Source organism: Dietzia sp. MNB45, assembly GCF_051994785.1.
Lineage (GTDB): Bacteria > Actinomycetota > Actinomycetes > Mycobacteriales > Mycobacteriaceae > Dietzia > Dietzia kunjamensis.
In genome coordinates this window covers 3,606,404-3,626,446 of sequence record NZ_CP163397.1, presented here as the reverse complement: position 1 = coordinate 3,626,446, position 20,043 = coordinate 3,606,404, and the positions used below count along the sequence as shown (strand labels likewise).

The window sequence follows — 20,043 nt, the reverse complement described above, 5'->3', positions numbered from 1 at the left end:
CCTGTCTCGCTGAGGAGCCCGCGTGCCTGAGTCCGTCTTCGTCGCCAACCGTGGAGAGATCGCCCTCCGCATCGTCCGTGCCGCCAGGGAGATCGGTCTCGACGTCGTCGTGGCCGTGACCCGGGCGGAGGTCGACTCGCTCGCCGCTCGGGTCGCCACGGGGGTCCACATACTCCCCGGCGAGGGGGCGGGCGCCTATCTCGACGCCGAGTCCCTCGTCGCCGGGGCGGCGGAGCACGGGTGCACCCTACTCCACCCCGGCTACGGGTTCCTCAGCGAGAGCCCGGTGCTCGCCCGGGCCTGCGCCGCCGCGGGCGTGACCTTCGTCGGCCCGGACGCGTCGCTTCTCGAGCTCTTCGGCGACAAGGGCAGCGCCCGGGCGGCGGCGCACGAGGCCGGTGTGCCGGTCCTGCCCGCCACCGACGTCGGGGTCACCCGGGAGCAGGCGGAGGCCTTCGCCCGGGAGCACGAGCCCGCCGGTGTCATGGTCAAGGCGGCGGCCGGAGGCGGGGGCCGCGGCATGCGGGCCGTCCCCGCCGGTGAGCCGCTCGCCGACGCGTGGGAGCGGGCTCGCTCGGAGGCCGAGCGCAGCGTCGGCTACGGCGCCCTCTTCGCCGAGCTCTACGTCGAGAGGGCCCGTCATCTCGAGGTCCAGGTGGTCGCCGACGGCGACGGGGGCGTCAGCCACCTCGGCGAGCGTGACTGTACCCTGCAGCGGCGCTTCCAGAAGGTCGTCGAGGTCGCCCCCGCGCCCCACCTGCCCGAGGAGGTGCGCGCCGATCTCCACGCGGCAGCGCTGCGGATCCTGGCCGGCCGCGGCTACCGCGGGCTGGCGACGGTCGAGTTCCTCGTCGACGCCGACGACCCGACCCGGTGGTGGTTCATCGAGGTCAACCCCCGCCTGCAGGTCGAGCACCCGGTGACCGAACTCGTCACCGGCGTCGACCTCGTGCTCGCCCAGCTGCGCCTCGCCTCGGGTGAGACGCTCGCCGACCTCGGTCTGTCATCCCCTCCCCGCGTCACCGGCGCGGCGGTGGAGGTGCGGGTCGCGGCCGAGCGCACCGGCAGCAGCGGCGAGACCCTCCCCGCGCAGGGCGTCGTCTCCGGCCTCGCGCTCCCGGCCGGCCCGGGGGTGCGCGTCGACACCCACCTCGTCGAGGGCACCCGGGTGGACGGCTCCTTCGACTCCCTCGTCGCCAAGATCGTCACCCACAGCCACGGTGGGCACGCCGGGGCGCTCGCCAAGGCGCGCCAGGCGGTGGACGAGTGCGCGGTCGGGGGCGTGGAGACCACCCTGCCCGTGCTGCGCGAGCTGCTCGGGCACGACGACGTAGCAACATGGGCGGTGACGACCCAGTGGTTCGCCTCCGCCGGCCTGTCACGCGCCGCGGGACCCTCCGACGGCGTCGACGGCGAGGTCCTCGCCGAGATGGGCGGGACCGTCGTCGCGGTCCTCGTCGAGGAGGGGCAGGACGTCGCCGCGGGGATGCCGCTCGTCGTCGTCGAGGCGATGAAGATGGAGCACCTCGTACCCGCGCCGGTCTCGGGGGAGGTGACGGCGGTCCGGGCGGCCGCCGGCGCGACCGTCGCCGCCGGCGACCTGCTCGTGCGGCTCCTCCCGTCGGTAGACCAGTCCGCGGCCGGTGCCGTCGACGACCGCCCCGACCTCGACGCCGAGCGACCCGACCTCACGCGTGTGCTCGAGCGCCGCGACCGGCGCATGGACGACGCGCGCCCCGAGGCCGTCGCCAGGCGCCACGCCCGCGGTCAGCGGACCGCGCGGGAGAACATCGCCGACCTCGTCGACGAGGGGAGCTTCGTCGAGTACGGCGGTCTCGCGGTGGCGGCCCAGCGGGCCCGACGCAGCGAGGAGGACCTCATCGCGAACACCCCGGCCGACGGCATCGTCACCGGGATCGGGCGGATCACGTCGGCACCCGCCGAGGACACCCGCTGCGCCGTCCTCGCCTACGACTACACGGTTCTCGCCGGCACCCAGGGCTACCTAAACCACAAGAAGACCGACCGCATACTCGAGATCGCCGAGCGGCAGCGGCTGCCGGTCGTCCTCTTCGCCGAAGGGGGCGGCGGCCGCCCCGGCGACACCGACACGACCGTGGCCAGCGGCCTCGACGTGCCGACCTTCGCGACGATGGGACGGCTCAGCGGGCAGGTGCCGACGGTCGGCATCGCCGCCGGACGCTGCTTCGCCGGCAACGCCGCTCTCCTCGGGTGCTGCGACGTCGTCGTCGCCACCCGCGACTCGACGATCGGCATGGGCGGCCCGGCGATGATCGAGGGCGGTGGCCTCGGGGCATTCTCCCCGGAGCAGGTCGGCCCGATCGACGTCCAGAGCAGCAACGGGGTCGTCGACGTCGTCGTCGAGGACGAGGCGGAGGCCGTCACGGTGGCGCGGCGCTACCTCGGTTACTTTCAGGGTGTGCACGAGGAGTGGACCGCGGCCGACCAGCGCACGCTGCGCCACGTCGTCCCCGAGAACAGGGTGCGCGCCTACGACATCCACGCCGCGATCGACGCCCTGGCCGACGAGGGGTCGGTGCTCGAGCTGAGGGCGGGCTTCGCCCCCGGTGTCGTCACTGCCCTGGTGCGCATCGAGGGGAGGCCGATGGGTCTGGTCGCCAACAACCCGCGGCACCTCGGCGGGGCGATCGACACGCCGGCCGCCGACAAGCTCGCGCGCTTCCTGCAGCTCTGCGACGCTCACGGGCTGCCCGTCGTCTCCCTGTGCGACACCCCCGGCTTCATGGTCGGCCCCGATCACGAGCGCACTGCGACCGTGCGGCACTTCGCCCGGCTCTTCGTCATCGGAGCCCACCTTCGGGTGCCGATCGTCACCGTCGTCCTGCGCAAGGCCTACGGACTGGGAGCGCAGGCGATGGCCGCCGGCAGCTTCCACCGACCGGCCGCGACGCTCGCCTGGCCCACCGGCGAAGTCGGGGGGATGGGGCTCGAGGGGGCCGTGCGGCTCGGCTTCCGTCGCGAGCTCGAGGCCGTTGCCGACCCGACCGAGCGGCGTGAGCTCGAGGACCGACTCCTCGCCGACCTGTACGAACGCGGACGGGCCGTCAACGCGGCCGCCGTCGTCGAGCTCGACGACGTCATCGACCCGGCCGACACCCGACGGTGGATCCTCACCGCGATGGCGACCGCGACCCCGGTCGACGGACCGACCCGCTACATCGACACCTGGTGACGCGAAGGAGCGCAGGAATGGAATACACCCAGCACCTCGAGGACGTCCGACGCCGGCAGGAGCGGGTCCGTCCTGCGGACACGCCGCGTGACGTCGTCCACCCCCTGGGCGACCTCACGGTGCCCGAGTACATCGACGCCTGGGCCCGGCAGCGCCCCGACCGGGCCGCCGTGGTCCACGACGACGTCGTCATCGACTACCGCGCGCTCGCCGACCGGCACGCACGGTGGGCCGGCTGGCTGCGGGCGAAGGGGGTGGCTCCCGGGGACCGCGTCGGCGTCCACCTGGGCAACGTTCCGGAGTTCGTCGTGGCCTTCCTCGGGACCCTGCGGGCGGGCTGCGTGCACGTCCCGGTCAACCCGATGTTCCAGCACGCCGAGCTCGTCCACGAGCTCGGCGACTCCGGCGCCCGGGTCGTCGTGACGAGCGCTGCGCTTGCCGAGCGGCTCTGCGGCGCGGCCGTCGAGACCGAGGTGCGCACCATCGTCGTCGTCGGGGGAGAGGGGGAGCCCCTGCCCTCCGCCGACGGTGTCGAGGTCGTGCGCTGGTCCGAGACAGTCGGCGCGGAACCGCTGCTCGAGCCGGCCGGGGACCTCGACGCCCTCGCCGCGCTCAACTACACCGGGGGCACGACTGGCCTGCCCAAGGGCTGCGAGCACGCTCAGCGACACATGGTCTACACCGCGGTGAGCGCGACAGGGGCCAACGGGCTCGCCGGCCGCGACATCGTGTCGCTGTGCTTCATCCCGGTCTTCTGGATCGCGGGGGAGGACCTGGGCATCCTCATCCCACTCGTCATGGGTGGCACGACGGTCCTCCTCGAACGCTGGGACGCAGCGACGGTGGTCGACCTGATCGAGCGTCACCGGGTGACGATGACCGCGGCGACCGTCGAGAGCTACCTCGACATCCTTCAGGTGCCGGGGGTGGAGCAGCGCGACCTGACCTCCTTCACCGCCCCCATGGCGATGTCCTTCATCCGCAAGCTGACCCCCGAGATCCGGCGTCGCTGGTCGCAGGTCGTCGGCGCGGGGTCGATCCTGCGGGAGGGGTCCTACGGCATGACCGAGAGCCACACCGTCGACGTCGTGCCCCACGGTTTCCACGAGGACGACCACGACCTGCTGACGGAACCGGTCTTCTGCGGGCTGCCCGTGCCCGGCACCGACGTGATCGTCGTGGACCCGGTGACCGCCGCGCCGATTCCCTTCGGCGAGGCGGGGGAGATCCTCCTTCGCAGCCCCTCCATCATGACCGGTTATTGGGGCAACCCGGCCGCGAGCGCCGAGCAACTCCGCGACGGTTGGCTGCACACGGGCGACACCGGGTACCTCGACGACGACGGGTGCCTGCACTACCTGGCGCGCAGTAAAGACATGATCAAGGTCAAGGGAATGAGCGTCTTCCCCGCCGAGGTGGAGATGATGCTCGCCGACCACCCCGAGATCGGCTCGGTCGCCGTCGTGCCCGCCGAGGACGCGACCAGCGGTCAGCGGCCGGTCGCCTTTGTCAGCGCGCGGGCCGGGGGGTCACTGAGCGCCGACACCGTGGAGGAGTGGGCGCGCGGCCGGATGGCGGGCTACAAGGTGCCCCTCGTCGAGGTCGTCGAGGCATTCCCGCTCACCGACACGGGCAAGATACGCAAGCCCCAGCTGCTCGCCCGCGCGCAGGAGCTCGCCGACACCCGGGACTGACAGTGATGAGGGGTGCGCGGCGGTCAGCGGTCAACGCCACTACAGTCGTCTCTCGATACCTTCCAGTGGCCGCGCCTCGCCGGGTGTGGGGGGTGAGCGGGCGCCGGATCCTGGTTGCCGCACTGCTGGGTGTGCCGCTGCAGGAAGGACCTGTGCGACGGGGAGCCCCACCCGCGGCCTGCCCGTAGCCATATCCCTGTCACGGCGATCCTCGTAGCCCTCTCCGTGGCGGCCGGCATCGCGTTCGTGCTCGCTGCGACAGGCCCAGTGAGCCCAGCACAACGGGGCCGGTGTACCCGACGTCGAGTTCGAGAACGACCGTGCCCGAGGCGTCGACTGGCGGGCCGGACACGAGTACGTGGTGTTCGTGAACGCCGGGGAACCGCCGCACAAGTACCACCTCGTCCCTGATCCCCACGCCGCCATCTTGGTCGACGAACACGGCACCGTGCCGGTCGTCTCGACGTGCCGAGGGGCTCAAGTGTTGTGACCCTTGACACAATCTGAATCCGGGTTCAATATGAACCTGAATCATCATTCAGATCCAGGAGTTCACATGACTGCACCGACAACCCCGTCGGACCTCGTGCACGCCAGGGCGACCAGGAAAGCCTTCGTGCGCCTGATGCCCCTGTTGATGGCGGCCTACTTCATGGCCTTCGTCGACCGGACCAACGTCGGCCTCGCCAAGACCTCGCTCGAGATCGACGCGGGGATCGACGCCGCGGCCTACGGGCTCGGGGCGGGCCTGTTCTTCATCACCTACGCGGCCCTCGAGGTGCCGAGCAACCTCATCCTCCACCGGATCGGAGCCAAGGTCTGGATCAGCCGCATCGCGGTCACGTGGGGCCTGATCACCATGGCGATGATGTTCATCTCCAGCCCGATGGTCTTCTACATCCTGCGGCTGCTGCTCGGTGCGGCCGAGGCCGGCCTCTACCCGGGAATCATGTACTTGATCACGACCTGGTTCGCGCAAAAGGATCGCGCCACCGCGGTCGGCCTCATCCTCACCGCCTCGTCCGTCGCCTTCATCGTCGCCAACCCCATCGGCGGTGCGCTCATGAAGATGGACGGCATCGCCGGCCTGCACGGCTGGCAGTGGCTCTTCGTCCTCGAGGGCATCCCCACCGTCCTCCTCGGCATCTTCATATTCTTCGCCCTGCCCAACTCGCCGGAGACGGCGCCGTGGCTCGAGCCGGAGGAGGCGCGCGAGCTGACCCGCCGGGCCGTCGGCGAGCAGCCCGAGGAGTCGCGCCCCGGCGCGATCGTCCGCACCGCGATGTCCAAGCCCTTTCTGTTGACCATCGCGGCGATCTACTTCATGAACCAGATCGCGACCTACGGCGTCGTCTTCTTCGTCCCCTCCATCGTCGAGGCGATGGAGGTCACCGACAGCTTCATGATCGGGCTCATCTCGGGCGTCGTGGGTGTCGGTGCCGTCATCGGCGTCCTTGTGGTGCCACGGTTGCTCAAGCGCAACCCCGGCACCGAGGTGCGGCTCATCGGCATCACGACCGCCGCCGCGATCGTCATGGCTCTCGCCTTCGTCTCCACGGAGAACCCGGTGGCCAAGATGCTCCTGCTCAGCGCGACGATGGTCTTCATCGTCGGCGTCCAGCCCCTCTACTGGTCAGTCCTCATGGCCCGCCTCGGGGGAGTGGCCGCCGCCGCGGGCCTCGCCTTCGTCAACACGATCGGGCTCACCGGTGCCTTTGTCGGACCGTACGCGTTCGGCCTCACGGAGAAGGCGACCGGCTCGCCGTCCTCCGGGTTGTGGGTGCTCGTGGGTGCGACCATCTTCGGTCTGCTCCTCCTTCCGCTCCTGAAGGGCAAGCTCGCCCGCCACGACCGCGACCACCCGGTGGCGCAGCCGGAGGTCGTCCCCGCCCAGGCGATCTGACCCGGCCCTGAACGAGGGAGCCGGCCGTACCGACCCGCTGGTCGGTGCGGCCGGCTCTCTCGTGCCGCCGGCGCGTCGCTCGCCGACGATCGCCACACTAACCGGGCCTCGATTAGTACTTGAATTCAAGTTCAAGTGGACCTATGCTCCGAGGACCGACCCGAAGGAGAGCGCCATGGTGGCCGTACCGACCGTGACAGGGAGCATCGACTCCGCCGACCTGGGCCGCGTGCTGGCCCACGAACACATCTTCGTGCTGGGGGAGGAGTACCGGGAGAACTACCAGGGCGACTGGGACGAAGACGTCAAGGTGGCCGAGGCCGTCGTCGAGCTCGGGCAGCTGCCGGCCCTCGGCATCGACACGATCCTCGACCCGACCGTCCTCGGGCTGGGGCGCTACCTCCCGCGCGTGCAGCGCGTCGCCGAGCAGGTCGACGTCAACATCGTCGTCGCCACCGGTCTGTACACGTACAACGAGATCCCCTTCCAGTTCCACTACACCGGCCCCGGCCTGCTCTTCGACGTGCCCGAGCCGCTCACGCAGCTCTTCCTCAAGGACCTGCGCGAGGGCATCGCCGACACGGGCGTGCGCGCCGGATTCCTCAAGTGCGCGATCGAGGAGCAGGGGCTCACCCCGGGCGTCGAGCGGGCCATGCGGGCGGTCGGTGCGGCGAGCGCCGAGAGCGGGGCTCCGATCACCGTGCACACCAACCCGCACACCGGGTCCGGACTCGTCGCGCAGCGCGTCCTCGCCGAGGAGGGTGCCGACCTGGCGAAGATCGTCATCGGCCACAGTGGCGACACGACCGACCTCGACTACCTCTGCAAGGTCGCCGACGCAGGCTCTTACCTGGGCATGGACCGCTTCGGCCTCGACGTTCTCCTGCCGTTCGAGGACCGCGTGGCGACGGTGCTGGAGCTGCTGCGCCGCGGCTACGCCGAGCGGATGGTGCTCGCACATGACGCGGCGTGCTTCATCGACTGGTTCGACCCCGAGGCCAAGCGCCAGGTGGTCCCGCGCTGGAACTACCGGCACATCAGCGAGGACGTCATCCCGGCGCTGCTCGAGGGCGGCGCGTCGCAGGACGACATCGACACGATGCTGGTGAAGAACCCGCGCGCCTACTTCGAGGGGTAGCTCACCCGACGGCCGCGTCTCGCTGTGGCCGCCTCCGGTCGAGCCGTCAGTGCACGAAGACCGGGGGGCGCTTCTCGACGAAGGCGCGGGCCGCCTCGACGTGGTCGTCGGTCAGGCCGCACTCCTTGTGCCGCGGGACCTCGCCGGCCATCGACTCCGACAGCGTCTGGTGCGGGGCCTCGCGCAGGTTGCTCTTGATGTGCGCCAGGGTCAGCGCCGGACCGTGGGCCAGGCGGGTCGCGAGCTCGGTGGTCGCCTGTGCGAGCTCCTCCTCGGGGACGAGCCGCGTGAGCAGGCCCATGTCGAGACAGGCCTGCCCGTCGAGGCGCGGGTTCAGGAGCATCAGCTCACGCGCGCGCGCAGGACCGACGAGCCGGTCGAGCAGCCACGCGACACCGAAGTCGCCGGACAGGGCGACCGCGGCGAAAGCCGTCGCGGCGACGGTTCGCGGGGTCCCGATGCGCAGATCGGTCGCGAGTGCCAGGCCGAGGCCGGCCCCGGCGGCCGCGCCGGGCAGGGCTGCGATCGTCGGCTTGGTGAAGGCGTGCAGGCGCCCGACGGTGAGCTCCTGGTGGTGCAGCTGCGCGGCGACCGCCGTGGGGTCGACCTCGCTCGCGCCGCCCCCTTCTCCGCCGTTCTCGTCGAACTGCTGGACGTCGCCGCCAGCGCAGAAGGAGCGCCCCGCGCCGGTGAGGACGAGGACGCGCACGGCGGGATCCTCGTCGGCCCTGGCGAGCAACTCGCCGAGCCGTTCGATCATCGGCACGGACATGGCGTTGCGCCGGTCGGGCCGGTTGAGTGTGATCGTCGCGATGCCGTCGGTCAGCTCGTACAGGACGTGATCGGTAGTGGTCATGGGTTCTCCTGGGGTCGTGGTCGGGTTGACGGGAGTGGACGGGCAAAGGCGAGGGCGGCCGTCAGCGGGAGGACGGCCAGGACGAGCAGGGCGCGGGGAAAGCTGATGGCCTCACCGAGGCCACCGACCGCGGCGGCGCCGAGGCTGCCGCCCAGCAGGAAGATCAGAGTGAGCAGGCCGAGCGCCCCACCGCGGTGGTGCACGGAAACCGAGTCGGCCACGAGCGCGGTCATCGCCGGCTGGCCCAGGCCGAAGGCGAGCATGAGTACGAGCGTGGCGGCGATGAGGGCGAGGGCGTCGACCCGGTCGGCCCCGAACGCGGCCAGGACGATGGCCAGGGTGGTGCCGATCGCGGAGAGTAGCTGACTGCGCGCCGCGCCGAACCTGATGAGCGCCGGCCCGGTGATGCGCGGAGCGATGAGGCCTAGCGCAGCGCAGGGCAGCAGGAGCATCCCCACCGCAGTGCCCGACCAACCGTGGGCGATGAGCACCGTCGGCACGGTGACGAGCATGCCGAACCACGCCGCCGGAAGGCTCGCCGCGGTGAGCAGGCTCCGGCGGGCGGCCCGGTTGTGGACCAGGGCGGCGGGGACGACGCCGTGCGGCCGCCTGCGCGAGCGCAGGACGGCGGTGGGCGCGCAGGCGAGGAGAAGCACCCCGCCGGCGACCGCGACGACCGGGCCGAGGGTCGCTGCCTGCAGGGACAGCACGGCGCCGATGGCCGCCCCGCCGACGAGTGCCGCCCCGACGGGGTCGAGGGTCGCGCCCTGCTGCCGCTGCGTCGGCAGGTCGCGCCACACGAGCGGTACGACGAGCAGGGTGAGCAGCGGGATGGCGACGACAGGTCGCCAGCCGAAGGGGTCGACGAGCAGGGCGCCGACGACCGGTCCGAGGACGTTGATCGTCGCGCCGACTCCCGAGTACGTAGCCATGGCCCGGGCTCGCGAGTCACCGGCGAAGAGCGCCTGGATCGCGGCAATGGTGAGCGCCGGGACGGCGGCTGCACCCAGGCCCTGCAGGGTCCGGGTGGCGACGAGGGCGGGAAGGGAGTCGACGAGTGACCCCGCGCAGGCCGCGGTCACCATGACCGACAGCCCGATGATGAGGGGCAGCCGGATGCCGAAGAGGTCGCCGAGCCGCCCGAAGATCGCGCTGCCGACGGCGAGAGCGAGCGAGTAGCAGCTGACGACGAGCGCGGCACGCCCCGTCGTCAGGCCGAGGTCCGCGGAGATCGCCGGCAGGGCGACGGCGACCGCGGCGCTGCCGAGGCCGGTCACGCCGAAGAGCACGGCGAGGGCGCCGGCGAGCGCCCCGCGGTGTGGCGTCGACGGCAGGCTGGCGCTGGGGATGGTGGCTCCTCGGGTAGCGGCGATCCGGGACTTGAACATGAATCTGAATTCAAGTATACCTGTTGTCACCACGAAGTACCGAAGGAGCCACGCCATGACGTCCACGTCACCGGAGTCGACCCCGTCCGACGCGCGCCCCGTCCAGGCACTGCTCATCGACTTCGGGGGAGTGCTCACCGTCCCGATCAGCACCGCCTTCCGCGCGCTTGCCGCCGACGTTGGGCTCGAACCGGACCGGGCGCTCGGCGTGCTCGCCACCCACGAGGGGGCCCGCCGCGCACTCGTCGAGCACGAGGTGGGCCGGCTCGACGACGAGGGCTTCGAGGATGCCTTCGCCGCGGCGCTCGTCGAGGCGGGCGGCCGGGTCGAGGCGCGGGGCCTGCTCGCCCGTCTGGCCGCCCACCTCGAACTCGACCTGCCGATGATCGACCTGGTGCGCCGGGTCCGCGCCGCGGGCACGCCGGTGGCGCTCGTCTCCAACTCCCTCGGGCGGGACTGCTACGCCCGGGTCGACCTCGAGGAACTCTTCGACGTCAGCGTGGTCTCCGGCCAGGTCGGCGTGCGCAAGCCCTCTCGCGAGATCTACCGCATCGCCTGCGACCGGCTCGGCGTCGACCCGGACGAGTGCGTCCTCGTCGACGACCTCGAGCACAACCTCGCCGGCTCCGCCCGCCTCGGCATCCGCGGCATCCACCACCGGACCGCCGAGGACACGATCCCCCGGGTCCACGAGGCCCTCTCCCTCCCGGCACCGTCCGGTGTCACCACCTGACCTGCACACCTCCAGACAAGGACGACCACGATGTTCGAGCTCAGCCAACGCGGACAGGACTACCGCGACCGTCTCCTCACCTTCATGGACGAGCACGTCTACCCCGCGGAGAGCGTCTACCGCGAGCAGATGCGCGCCTCCGGTGATGCCAACCACCAGCCGCAGGTGCTCGAGGACCTCAAGGCCGAGGCGCGCAGCCAGGGCCTGTGGAACCTCTTCCACCCGCATCCGGAGTGGGGACCGGGCCTGACCAACCTCGAGTACGCGCACCTCGCCGAGATCACCGGCCGCAGCCTCGAGATCGCACCCGAGGCCATCAACTGCAACGCCCCGGACACCGGCAACATGGAGGTGCTCACCCTCTTCGGCACCGAGGAGCACAAAGAAAAGTACCTGGGGCCGCTTCTCGCGGGCGAGATGGCCTCCGCGTTCGCCATGACCGAGCCGGCCGTCGCGAGCTCCGACGCGACCAACGTCGAGACCCGCATGGAGCGCGACGGTGACGAGTACGTCATCAACGGGCGCAAGTGGTGGACGTCGAACGCCTTGCACAAGAACTGCAAGGTCATGATCGTCATGGGCAAAACCGATCCAGACGCCCCACCCCACCGCCAGCAGTCGATGATGGTCGTCCCGGTCGACACCCCGGGAGTGACGATCGAGCGCGGCCTGCCCGTTTTCGGTTACATGGACCGCGAGGGCCACGCCGAGGTGACCTTCACCGATGTGCGCGTGCCCCGCTCCGCTCTTCTCGCCGGAGAGGGGGATGGCTTCATGATCTCCCAGGCACGACTCGGCCCGGGTCGTATCCATCACTGCATGCGAGCGATCGGTGTGGCCGAGCGTGCTCTCGACCTGATGATCGACCGAGCACAGTCGCGGGTGACGTTCGGCGAGCCGGTGGCGAACCGGGCCAACATCATGGATTGGGTCGCCGAATCGCGCATCGAGATCGAAATGGCCCGCCTGCTCACCCTGAAGGCGGCACACATGATGGACACCGTCGGCAACAAGGTGGCGCGCACGGAGATCGCCGCGATCAAGGTCGCGGCCCCAGCTGTCGCGTTGAAGGTCATCGACCGCGCCATCCAGGTGCATGGCGGCGGCGGCGTGAGCGACGACTTCCCTCTCGCGCTCTGGTACGCCCATATGCGCACCCTGCGTCTCGCCGATGGTCCGGACGAGGTGCACAAGATGACCATCGCGCGTCGCGAGTACCGTCGGCGCGATCCCGAGTGGGGGCGGAAGAAGTGATCGAGGGCATCGACACGGAGGCGATGACGGAGTGGCTCGCCGAGCGAGTGGAGGTCGAGCAGCCGTTGACCTACGAACGTGTGGGTTTGGGTCAGTCCAACCTGACCTACCTGGCGACAGACGTCAGGGGTCGCCGGTTGGTGTTACGCCGTCCACCGATGGGCGAGATCCTCGCCTCCGCGCATGATGTCGCGCGGGAGCACCGGATTCTCTCGGCTCTCCAGGACACGCGGGTGCCCTTGCCTGTCGTCCACGGATTGTGCGAGGCCCCGGCGGTCGCCGACCGTCCGGTACTCGTAGTGTCCTTCGTCGACGGGCTGGTGCTCGATGATCGAGCGGATGCGGAGCGGCTCTCCGCGGCTGCTCGGCACGCTGTGGGGCTGTCTCTGGCGGAAACCCTGGCACGCATCCACGCCGTCGACCTGGAGGAGGTCGGCCTGGCCGACCTCGCGAGCCGCAAGCCGTACGCCGCGCGCCAGCTGCGCCGGTGGAGCGGGCAGTGGGAGCTCTCCCGCACCCGCGATCTCGCCGATCTCGACCGGCTGACGGCCCGGCTGCGTGAGCGCGAGCCGGCGCCCGGTGAGATCACCCTCGTGCATGGCGACAGCCATCTACGCAACGTCATCGTCGACCCGGACGACGCGCAGGTGCGGGCGATCCTCGACTGGGAGCTGGCCACGCTCGGCGACCCGCTTGCAGACCTCGGGACCCTGCTCGCCTACTGGCCCCAGGCGGGGGACCCGCCCACGATGCGATTCGATGCCTCGACCGTGCCTGGCTTCGCGACTCGGACCGAGCTCGTCGAGCACTATGCCGAGGTGTCGGGGCGCGATGTCTCGGATGTGCCCTTCTGGCATGGTCTCGGCCTGTGGAAGCTTGCGATCATCCTCGAGGGGGTCCGCCGGCGCCAGCTCGACGACTCACGAAACCTCACGGCGATGGGGCAGATACCGGCGGGAGCGGTTGACGAGCTCGTGACCTGCGCGCACACGGTGCTCGACGAAGCGGACTAGATTGACGGCGGGCAGGGAGGAGTGGCTGCCCCTTCAGGGCTGACCTCGTGACTCTGCCCGCCTGGTATCGGTATCGCCCTCACCGCGGGCCTGGCACTTAGGTGTCCGCTCAAGACGTGTACGGCACCGTTTGGAGATGCCGCCGAATATCAGACGGCCGCCAGCGGTGAAGGCCGCGCCGGGATGGCACGAGGTCGTCAATGATTACGTTGGGCGCTCTGTTGAGGACATCTGCGGGGTCGCGAGGGTTTTCCAGCTCGTGCGTGGACGGTCGATCACCTCAAGTCGCCGCCGGGTACCGCACACCTGGTGCAGTGCCGCCTGGATGCCGTGGGCGGTGATCATGGTGGACCGGATACTCGGACCCGCCCCCCGCGTTGGCCGTGCCGTACCTCTCGCTGCGATTCTCGTCTGGCAGGGTCAAGGCCGAATGCGAACTAGCGCTACCCAACGGGCGGACCTCGCGAAGTGTGCCTCGGTGGACCGCCACAAAACCATGGGAACCCGATAGGTGAACAATTGACGGCAAACCATATTCGCGTAGGCCCGGCATTCGTTCCACGGCCGGTTTCATTTATCGCTTTGCCCCGGTTGGCAGTCTCAATTTTCGCCGTGCCCGGCAGTAGCTTCCGCCGAAGCTTTGCGCTATCGGGCTGGATCGGCATCTCGGATTGACCGGGGGGCATATTCACCAAGTGGGTCCACAGTCCAGTCCTCAGATGGCGGACCTGTGCCGCCTGACGGCCTCGTAGTTGCCACATCGGGCGCTGCAATAGGCCCGTCGCCCGTTGCGGCTGGTGTCGACGAAGACCTCCGGGCAACCATGCCGGTTGCATGCCCCGAGCCGACCGCCCGCGGACTCCACCGCGAAGATCGCCAGGCCGCCCGCGGTGATCGCCTTGGTCCGCGCGACAGCATCATCGTGATCGGCCGTGAAGTGGAGATGGGGCTTCATCCCGTCATGGGTACTCAGAAAGGCCCTTGAGGTCGCTGCCTCCAGGAGGCAGTCAATTGCTGCGCAGGTCGATTCGACGTCGCCAGCCTCGAACGGCTCTCGTAATCGGTGCGACTACTCGAGAAGCTGGTGCGACTGTGCACGGGAAAGTGCAGGGTCGCGCACTTCGAACTTGTGTAGCGGACCGATCATATTGTCATGGTTGAACTGCACCGACCCATTGCACCATGGTCAACGTATGCGGAAAGCCGACAACACGCGTTCAACGATTCGCCCTCACGCCGTGGGGGCGGAGTGCGTCCTCGACGTCGATCACAGGTGGGTGGGCGATTCGCGGCATTCGACCAGTGAGGGCGTCATCGTCTACGAGTCCTGCTCCTGCGGGGCCCGTCGTATCCGCCGCGGAGGCGTGCCCATCGCGCAGACCTCCGGCATGCCGCAGGCTCGTGCCCGCGCGTCGTCACCGAGACGCTAGTTGTGCACCCACGGCCGCGATCAGTTCGTTCCAGGCCGTGTCGAACTTGGCGACGCCCTCGCGCTCCAGCTGAGCGAAGACGTCATCCATGTCGATCCCGACCTCTCCGAGCGCCTCGAACAGCGCTGCAGGTTCGGCAAACCTCCTGGTGCCCGACCCCGAAGAAATGTCCCCGTGGTCGGCGAACGCCTCCATGGTCGCCGCCGGCATCGTGTTGACCGTCGCCGGTGCGACCAGCTCACTGACATACAGGGTGTCGCTGTACCGAGTGTCCTTCACGCCGGTCGACGCCCACAGCGGCCGCTGCGGTCGGGCGCCGCGGCCGGCCAGGCTCCGGAACCGGTCGGAGCTCTCGAAGTTCTGCTGATACTCGGCATAGGCCAGCCAGGCATTGGCCAGCGCGGCCTGGCCCTTCAGGGCCAGCGCTGCCGGTGTGCCGATGGCCTCGAGTCTGGCATCGACCTCGGTATCGACCCGCGAGACGAAGAACGACGCCACGGAGTGGATGGACGACAAGTCGTGGCCGGCCAGGGCGGCGGCGTCCAGACCGTCCAGGTAGGACTGAACGACCTGTGTGTACCGCTCGACGGAGAAGATCAGTGTGACGTTCACGCTGATGCCTTCGGCCAGCACCCGACTGACCGCCTCCAACCCGGCCGTGGTGGCCGGAATCTTGATCAGCAGGTTGGGTCGGTCCACGATCTGCCACAGTTCCTTCGCCTGTGCCACCGTGGCCTCGGCATCGTGAGCCAGTCGCGGATCGACCTCGATCGATACTCGTCCGTCTACTGTCCCGGTTCGCTCGTACACCGGCGCCAGGATGTCGCAGGCGGCACGGACATCGTCGGTGGTGCCGGCCTGGATCACGGCGTCCGCCTCATGACCTCGGCCTCGGAGGTGGCTGAGCTGCTCGTCGTACGCGGTCCCGCTCGTCAGCGCGGCGTGGAAGATCGCCGGGTTCGTCGTCACCCCGACCACCGACCGGGTCTCCACCAGTTCCGCGAGGCGTCCGGAGGAGATCAGGTCCCGGGACAGGTCGTCGAGCCAGACCGACACCCCGGCTCGGGACAGCTCGGCAAGTTGCGCATTCTGGGACATCGTTTGTGCTCCTGATCGAACTGACAGTTGGTGGTCCGGTGGTCCGGTGGTCCGGGGGTGGGCAGTGGTCAGCCCCAGCGGGATTGGCCGCCGTCGAGCGGGATGGTCGCTCCGCTCAGGTACGAGGCCTCCGCCGAGCAGAGCCAGGCGACCGGGCGGCCGATGTCGGTCACCGGGTCACCCACGCGGCCGGCGGGGATGGCGGAGAGGAACTCGGCGGCCTCCTCGGGGTTGTTGTCCATCCACCAGTCCAGCCCGGGACTGTGGGCATGCGGGGCTACGTTGAGAGCGCGGATCCCGTCGTCGGCCCATTCGTACGTGGCGGCCCGTGTGAGGGCGCGCATGCTCTCCTTCACGGCCCCGTAGATGCCGTAGTTGGAGGGATCCCACCGGACGGCTGCCGAGGTCACCAGGTTGATGATCACCCCACCGCCCCTCTGCGCCATGAGAGGACGGGTCAGCTTCATCAGCGTGAGCGACACGCGGGGGCCGGACTCGAAGGCCTTGCGGAAACCGTCGTCGGGGTAGTCGGACAGTGGCAGGGGCCGGGCCATGTTCGCGTTGTTGACGAGGATGTCGACCCCTCCGAAATGCGTGACCGCTGCGTCCACGATCGCCTCGGGTGCGCCTTCCGCGGTGATGTTGACCGGCAGGCATTCGGCCGCACCGCCGATCTCGCGAATCTCCTCGGCTACCTTCTCGAGTTTCTCGGGCGTCCGCCCGACCAGCAGGACCGAGGCGCCTGATTCGGCCAGGCCGAGCGAGATCCCGCGGCCCACGCCCTGTCCGCCTCCGGTGACGATCGCGGTCTTTCCTGCCAGGCGGCTCGCGCGATCAGTGCCGGGTGGGGCCGCGATTTCGGGACGGGTTCCGGTCATATGATCCTCCGATGTGGGTGCGGGGCGAGGCGGGACAAGCACTGACCTCCCCGCTGTAGTCAAGTGTGTACAGCTTGACTGTAGTCAACTGTGTACAGTTGGCGAAACCGGCAGGATCAATACCCGCAGGGGTATAGTGCGCCGTGGACTGACCACTCAGCGGACTCAGTCATGAAAGGGGAGCATGCCCACCGAACGCGCACCCGTACTCGGTCTCAAGGCCAACGCCGCCCAGTTCACGCTGCTGGTGGCGATCAATGCGCTGGTCGGCGGCATGGTGGGACAGCAGCAGACCGTGCTGCCCCTGCTGGCGACGGACGTCTTCGGCCTGACCGGCTACACCTTCATCTTCACCTACGTCGCGGCCTTCGGTGTCACCAAGGCGATCGCGAACTACTTCGCCGGGACGTTCTCGGATCGATACGGACGCAAACCCGTCCTGTTGGTCGGGTGGCTCTTCGCCATCCCGGTCCCGCTCATGCTCATCTGGGCGCCCGATTGGGGCTGGGTGGTGGCCGCGAACATCCTGCTGGGCATCAACCAGGGCCTGACCTGGTCCACGACCGTGGTCATGAAGATCGACCTCGTCGGGCCGCGACAGCGTGGTCTGGCGATGGGGCTCAACGAGGCGGCAGGATACGGCGCGGTCGCGGTGACCTCGCTGCTCGCCGGCTACCTGGCCGGCCAGTACGGTCTGCGACCGGCGCCGTTCCTGGTCGGAGTGGCCTATACGACCCTGGCCCTGGTGCTGTCCGGGATCTTCGTCCGCGAGACCCGCGATCACGCCCTGGTGGACGCGGGGCGGCACACCGCCCGCCCCGACGGACTGCACGACCATCTCCACGCCGAGATGACGGACCGCGAGATCGCGATCCAGACCAGCTTCACAGAACCGGCTCTGTCCTCGGCCAGCCAGGCCGGGCTCGTCAACAACCTCAACTTCGGGCTGTCCTGGGGACTGTTCCCCCTGTTGTTCGCCACCGCGGGTCTGTCCGTGGGACAGATCGGACTCCTGTTCGCGCTCTACCCCGCCGTCTGGGGCGTGGGACAGCTGTTCACCGGCGCGCTCTCGGACCGGATCGGCCGCAAGCACCTGATCTCGGTGGGAATGGCCACCCAGGCGGTCGCCCTGGTCGTCATCGCCCTCGGCAGTGGATTCAGCACGTGGGCGGTCGGGACCGTGATCCTGGGAGCCGGGACCGCGATGGTCTATCCGACGCTGTTGGCGGCTATCGGCGACGTGGCCCACCCCGTGTGGCGGGGACGAGCCGTCGGGGTCTACCGCGTGTGGCGCGACCTGGGTTACGCGGTCGGCGCGGTGTTCGGGGGGATCGTCGCCGACGCCATGGGGATGCACGCCGCGGTGTGGGCCGCCGCCGTGGTCAGCGCGGTGTCGGCGGCCGCCGTGGCGATCCGCATGTACGAGACCTTCACACCAGGCCCAGCTCACGTGCCCGCGCCACCGCCGCGGTCCGCGAGGTGACGCCGAGCTTGTCGAAGACGTGGACGAGGTGGGTCTTGACCGTCGCCTCCGACACGTGGAGTGACGCGGCGGCCTGCCGATTGGTCGCCCCGGTGGCGACGGCGCGCAGGACCTCCGCCTCCCGCTCGGTCAGCACCGGCCGCGGGTCGCGCATCCGGCTGATCAGCCGCGCGGCGACAGTGGGGGACAGCGCGCTCTCGCCGGCGGCGGCGGCGCGCACCGCGCCCAACAGCTCGTCAGGGCCGGCGTCCTTGAGCAGATAACCGCAGGCCCCGGCCTCGATGGCGCCGAGAATGTCCGCGTCCGTGTCGTGGCTCGTCAGTACCAACACCTGCGGGGGGTCGGCCAGGTCGCGGATCGCGGCGGTGGCCAGCACACCGGCGGCGGCATCCCCCGCGAACCGCAGGTCCATCAACACCACGTCCACGTCCCCGATCCGGCACCGCTCCACGGCGGCGCCGGCCGCCGCCGCCTCGGCGACCACCTCGATCGCGGGATCGGCGGCGAGCAGTGCACGCAGCCCGGTTCGCACCACCGCGTGATCGTCCGCGATCAGCACACGCGTCCTCGTCGTCGTCATCTCTCGTCTCCCAACCGGGTCCCCGGCGCCGTCTCCCGCACCGGCAGTACGGCGCGGACCACCGTGCCCGATCCCGGCTCGGAGTCGACCTCGAACCGCCCGCCCAGGTCGCCCACCCGCCGCGCCATGCCGTCGAGCCCGAACGAGGCGGCGGTGCGCGGGGCGGCGACGTCGAAGCCGCGGCCATCGTCGGCGATCTCCAGGACCACGGTGGTGGGGGAGCCGGACAGGGTCAGTGTGATCCGCTTCGGGGCACCGTGCCGCACCGCGTTCGTCATCGCCTCCTGCGCCACCCGGACGAGCACCGCGGCGAGCTCCGCCGGCGGCTCGGTGGAGGGCTCGGTGGAGGACTCGGTGGCGTGCTCGCCGGCGTTCCCGGTGGTGACGGACACCTCGAGCCCGGGATTCTCGGCCCGGCACCTCGCAGCCACACGGCCCAGCGCCCCGGCCAGCGACACGCCGTCGAGCGGCGCGGGCCGCAGGGCGGCGATGAGCCTGCGCGTCTCGGTGAGGTTCTCGCCCGCCACCTCGCGGGCCAGGCGGATCTGGTCGACGGCGGGGCTAGACGGCGCGGTGCGCTCGGCCGCGTGCAGCAGCATCCCGATGCTCGCGAGCCCCTGCGCGACGGTGTCGTGGATCTCCCCGGCCAGTCGCGCGCGCTCGGCCTCCCGGCCCACCTCCCGTTCCCGCGCGGCGAGCGCCGAGCGGGTGGCCACGAGCTCGGCGATCACCTCCCGCCGGGCCTGGGACTCGCGGTGCAGTGCCCGCACACCGGCCCCCAGTCCGAGGGCCACGAGCGCTCCCACCGTCGGGCCGATGACCCCGGCGGGAGTGAACCCGTGATGCAGGCCCAGGGCGACGACCGCCACGGCGGCCAGCGCCGCCACCGCCGCGGTGCCCGCCCACACGCCGAGGAGGAACTGGACCAGGAAGAACAGGGGAAATGCCAGGTAGGCGGCCTCGGGGACCCGGACCACCAGGCACGCCCACAACGCCAGGACCGCGAGCAGCCACCCGACCCGGACGGCAGTGGTCGTCGGGCGACGGCGCGCCCAGACCGTCCCCGCGACGTACACGACCGTGAACCCCACGGCGGCGGCGACCGCCGGCGGATCGGGCATGCCGGAGGTGTCCCGGTGCGCGCTGACCAACGTGAGGGCCAGCAGTGCGGCCACCAACGTGTGCAGTGCCACCTGGAGCTGCGCGAACACCGCACGCACCCCCGCCGACTCCGGCGGGAGCTCGGCGGCGGGTGCGGACGCGGCGGCGGACGCGGGCGCGGGGATCACCCGGTCGACGCTAGTCGCCGGTGGGGCACCCGGCATCCATCGAACGATGGAGGCCGGCCCCACCGTTCGACGCCGCGGAACCACCCTCGTGG

General features: G+C 70.4%; 15 protein-coding genes. 8 read left to right on the top strand and 7 right to left on the bottom strand.

Annotation, left to right across the window (positions count from 1 at the left end):
* Positions 1-22: 22 nt before the first annotated feature.
* The 4 genes from AB5G72_RS17385 (at position 23) to AB5G72_RS17370 (ending at position 7,949) form a co-directional block, all read left to right on the top strand.
* Entirely contained in the window at positions 23-3,214 is a 3,192-nt protein-coding gene (locus AB5G72_RS17385) for a carboxyl transferase domain-containing protein (protein WP_440220548.1), read from the top strand.
* Positions 3,215-3,231: 17 nt separating this feature from the next.
* On the top strand, positions 3,232-4,908 hold the full coding sequence (locus AB5G72_RS17380; RefSeq protein WP_413957932.1) for an AMP-binding protein: 1,677 nt from the start codon (positions 3,232-3,234) through the stop codon (positions 4,906-4,908).
* Positions 4,909-5,464: 556 nt separating this feature from the next.
* Complete coding sequence (locus AB5G72_RS17375; RefSeq protein ID WP_440220547.1) at positions 5,465-6,811, top strand: MFS transporter; 1,347 nt, start codon at positions 5,465-5,467, stop codon at positions 6,809-6,811.
* 175 nt (positions 6,812-6,986) lie between these two features.
* Positions 6,987-7,949, top strand: coding sequence for a phosphotriesterase family protein (locus AB5G72_RS17370; protein WP_154830038.1), 963 nt, complete (start codon positions 6,987-6,989; stop codon positions 7,947-7,949).
* A 46-nt stretch (positions 7,950-7,995) separates the two neighbouring features.
* Here AB5G72_RS17370 and AB5G72_RS17365 read toward each other — a convergent pair whose 3' ends face one another.
* Together AB5G72_RS17365 and AB5G72_RS17360 are read right to left on the bottom strand one after the other, a co-directional pair.
* Positions 7,996-8,805 carry an enoyl-CoA hydratase-related protein gene (locus AB5G72_RS17365; RefSeq protein WP_120285570.1) on the bottom strand — a complete coding sequence of 270 codons (810 nt, stop codon included), beginning with the start codon at positions 8,803-8,805 and terminating at the stop codon, positions 7,996-7,998.
* Positions 8,802-10,193, bottom strand: coding sequence for an MFS transporter (locus AB5G72_RS17360; RefSeq protein ID WP_440220546.1), 1,392 nt, complete (start codon positions 10,191-10,193; stop codon positions 8,802-8,804). Before AB5G72_RS17360 ends, AB5G72_RS17365 begins: the two co-directional genes overlap by 4 nt.
* A gap of 55 nt (positions 10,194-10,248) precedes the next feature.
* Here AB5G72_RS17360 and AB5G72_RS17355 point away from each other — a divergent pair, with 55 nt between their 5' ends.
* Genes AB5G72_RS17355 through AB5G72_RS17345 form a run of 3 tightly spaced genes read left to right on the top strand, consistent with a single transcriptional unit; the run spans position 10,249 to position 13,193 of the window.
* The gene (locus AB5G72_RS17355; protein WP_120285568.1) at positions 10,249-10,926 is read left to right on the top strand and encodes an HAD-IA family hydrolase; all 678 of its coding nucleotides are present in this window, start codon (positions 10,249-10,251) and stop codon (positions 10,924-10,926) included.
* A 30-nt stretch (positions 10,927-10,956) separates the two neighbouring features.
* Positions 10,957-12,180 carry an acyl-CoA dehydrogenase family protein gene (locus AB5G72_RS17350; protein WP_440220545.1) on the top strand — a complete coding sequence of 408 codons (1,224 nt, stop codon included), beginning with the start codon at positions 10,957-10,959 and terminating at the stop codon, positions 12,178-12,180.
* A gap of 23 nt (positions 12,181-12,203) precedes the next feature.
* Complete coding sequence (locus AB5G72_RS17345) at positions 12,204-13,193, top strand: phosphotransferase family protein (protein ID WP_440221524.1); 990 nt, start codon at positions 12,204-12,206, stop codon at positions 13,191-13,193.
* Between the two features lie 715 nt (positions 13,194-13,908).
* Here the strand turns inward: AB5G72_RS17345 and AB5G72_RS17340 are convergent.
* From AB5G72_RS17340 to AB5G72_RS17330, 3 genes are all read right to left on the bottom strand, one after another.
* Positions 13,909-14,148 (bottom strand): CGNR zinc finger domain-containing protein, encoded by a 240-nt coding sequence (locus tag AB5G72_RS17340; protein WP_440220544.1) that lies wholly within the window; start codon positions 14,146-14,148, stop codon positions 13,909-13,911.
* A 460-nt stretch (positions 14,149-14,608) separates the two neighbouring features.
* Complete coding sequence (gene tal, locus AB5G72_RS17335) at positions 14,609-15,721, bottom strand: transaldolase (RefSeq protein ID WP_440220543.1); 1,113 nt, start codon at positions 15,719-15,721, stop codon at positions 14,609-14,611.
* Positions 15,722-15,789: 68 nt separating this feature from the next.
* Positions 15,790-16,599 carry an SDR family NAD(P)-dependent oxidoreductase gene (locus AB5G72_RS17330; protein WP_440220542.1) on the bottom strand — a complete coding sequence of 270 codons (810 nt, stop codon included), beginning with the start codon at positions 16,597-16,599 and terminating at the stop codon, positions 15,790-15,792.
* Positions 16,600-16,783: 184 nt separating this feature from the next.
* Here AB5G72_RS17330 and AB5G72_RS17325 point away from each other — a divergent pair, with 184 nt between their 5' ends.
* The gene (locus tag AB5G72_RS17325) at positions 16,784-18,082 is read left to right on the top strand and encodes an MFS transporter (protein WP_440220541.1); all 1,299 of its coding nucleotides are present in this window, start codon (positions 16,784-16,786) and stop codon (positions 18,080-18,082) included.
* On the opposite strand, the gene AB5G72_RS17320 is transcribed toward AB5G72_RS17325, so the two are convergent.
* Together AB5G72_RS17320 and AB5G72_RS17315 are read right to left on the bottom strand one after the other, a co-directional pair.
* Positions 18,030-18,662, bottom strand: a complete 633-nt coding sequence (locus tag AB5G72_RS17320) for a response regulator (protein ID WP_440220540.1) — start codon at positions 18,660-18,662, stop codon at positions 18,030-18,032. The genes AB5G72_RS17325 and AB5G72_RS17320 overlap by 53 nt on opposite strands.
* Positions 18,659-19,951 (bottom strand): sensor histidine kinase, encoded by a 1,293-nt coding sequence (locus AB5G72_RS17315; RefSeq protein WP_440220539.1) that lies wholly within the window; start codon positions 19,949-19,951, stop codon positions 18,659-18,661. The genes AB5G72_RS17320 and AB5G72_RS17315 overlap by 4 nt, the downstream gene beginning before the upstream one ends.
* Positions 19,952-20,043 lie beyond the last annotated feature (92 nt).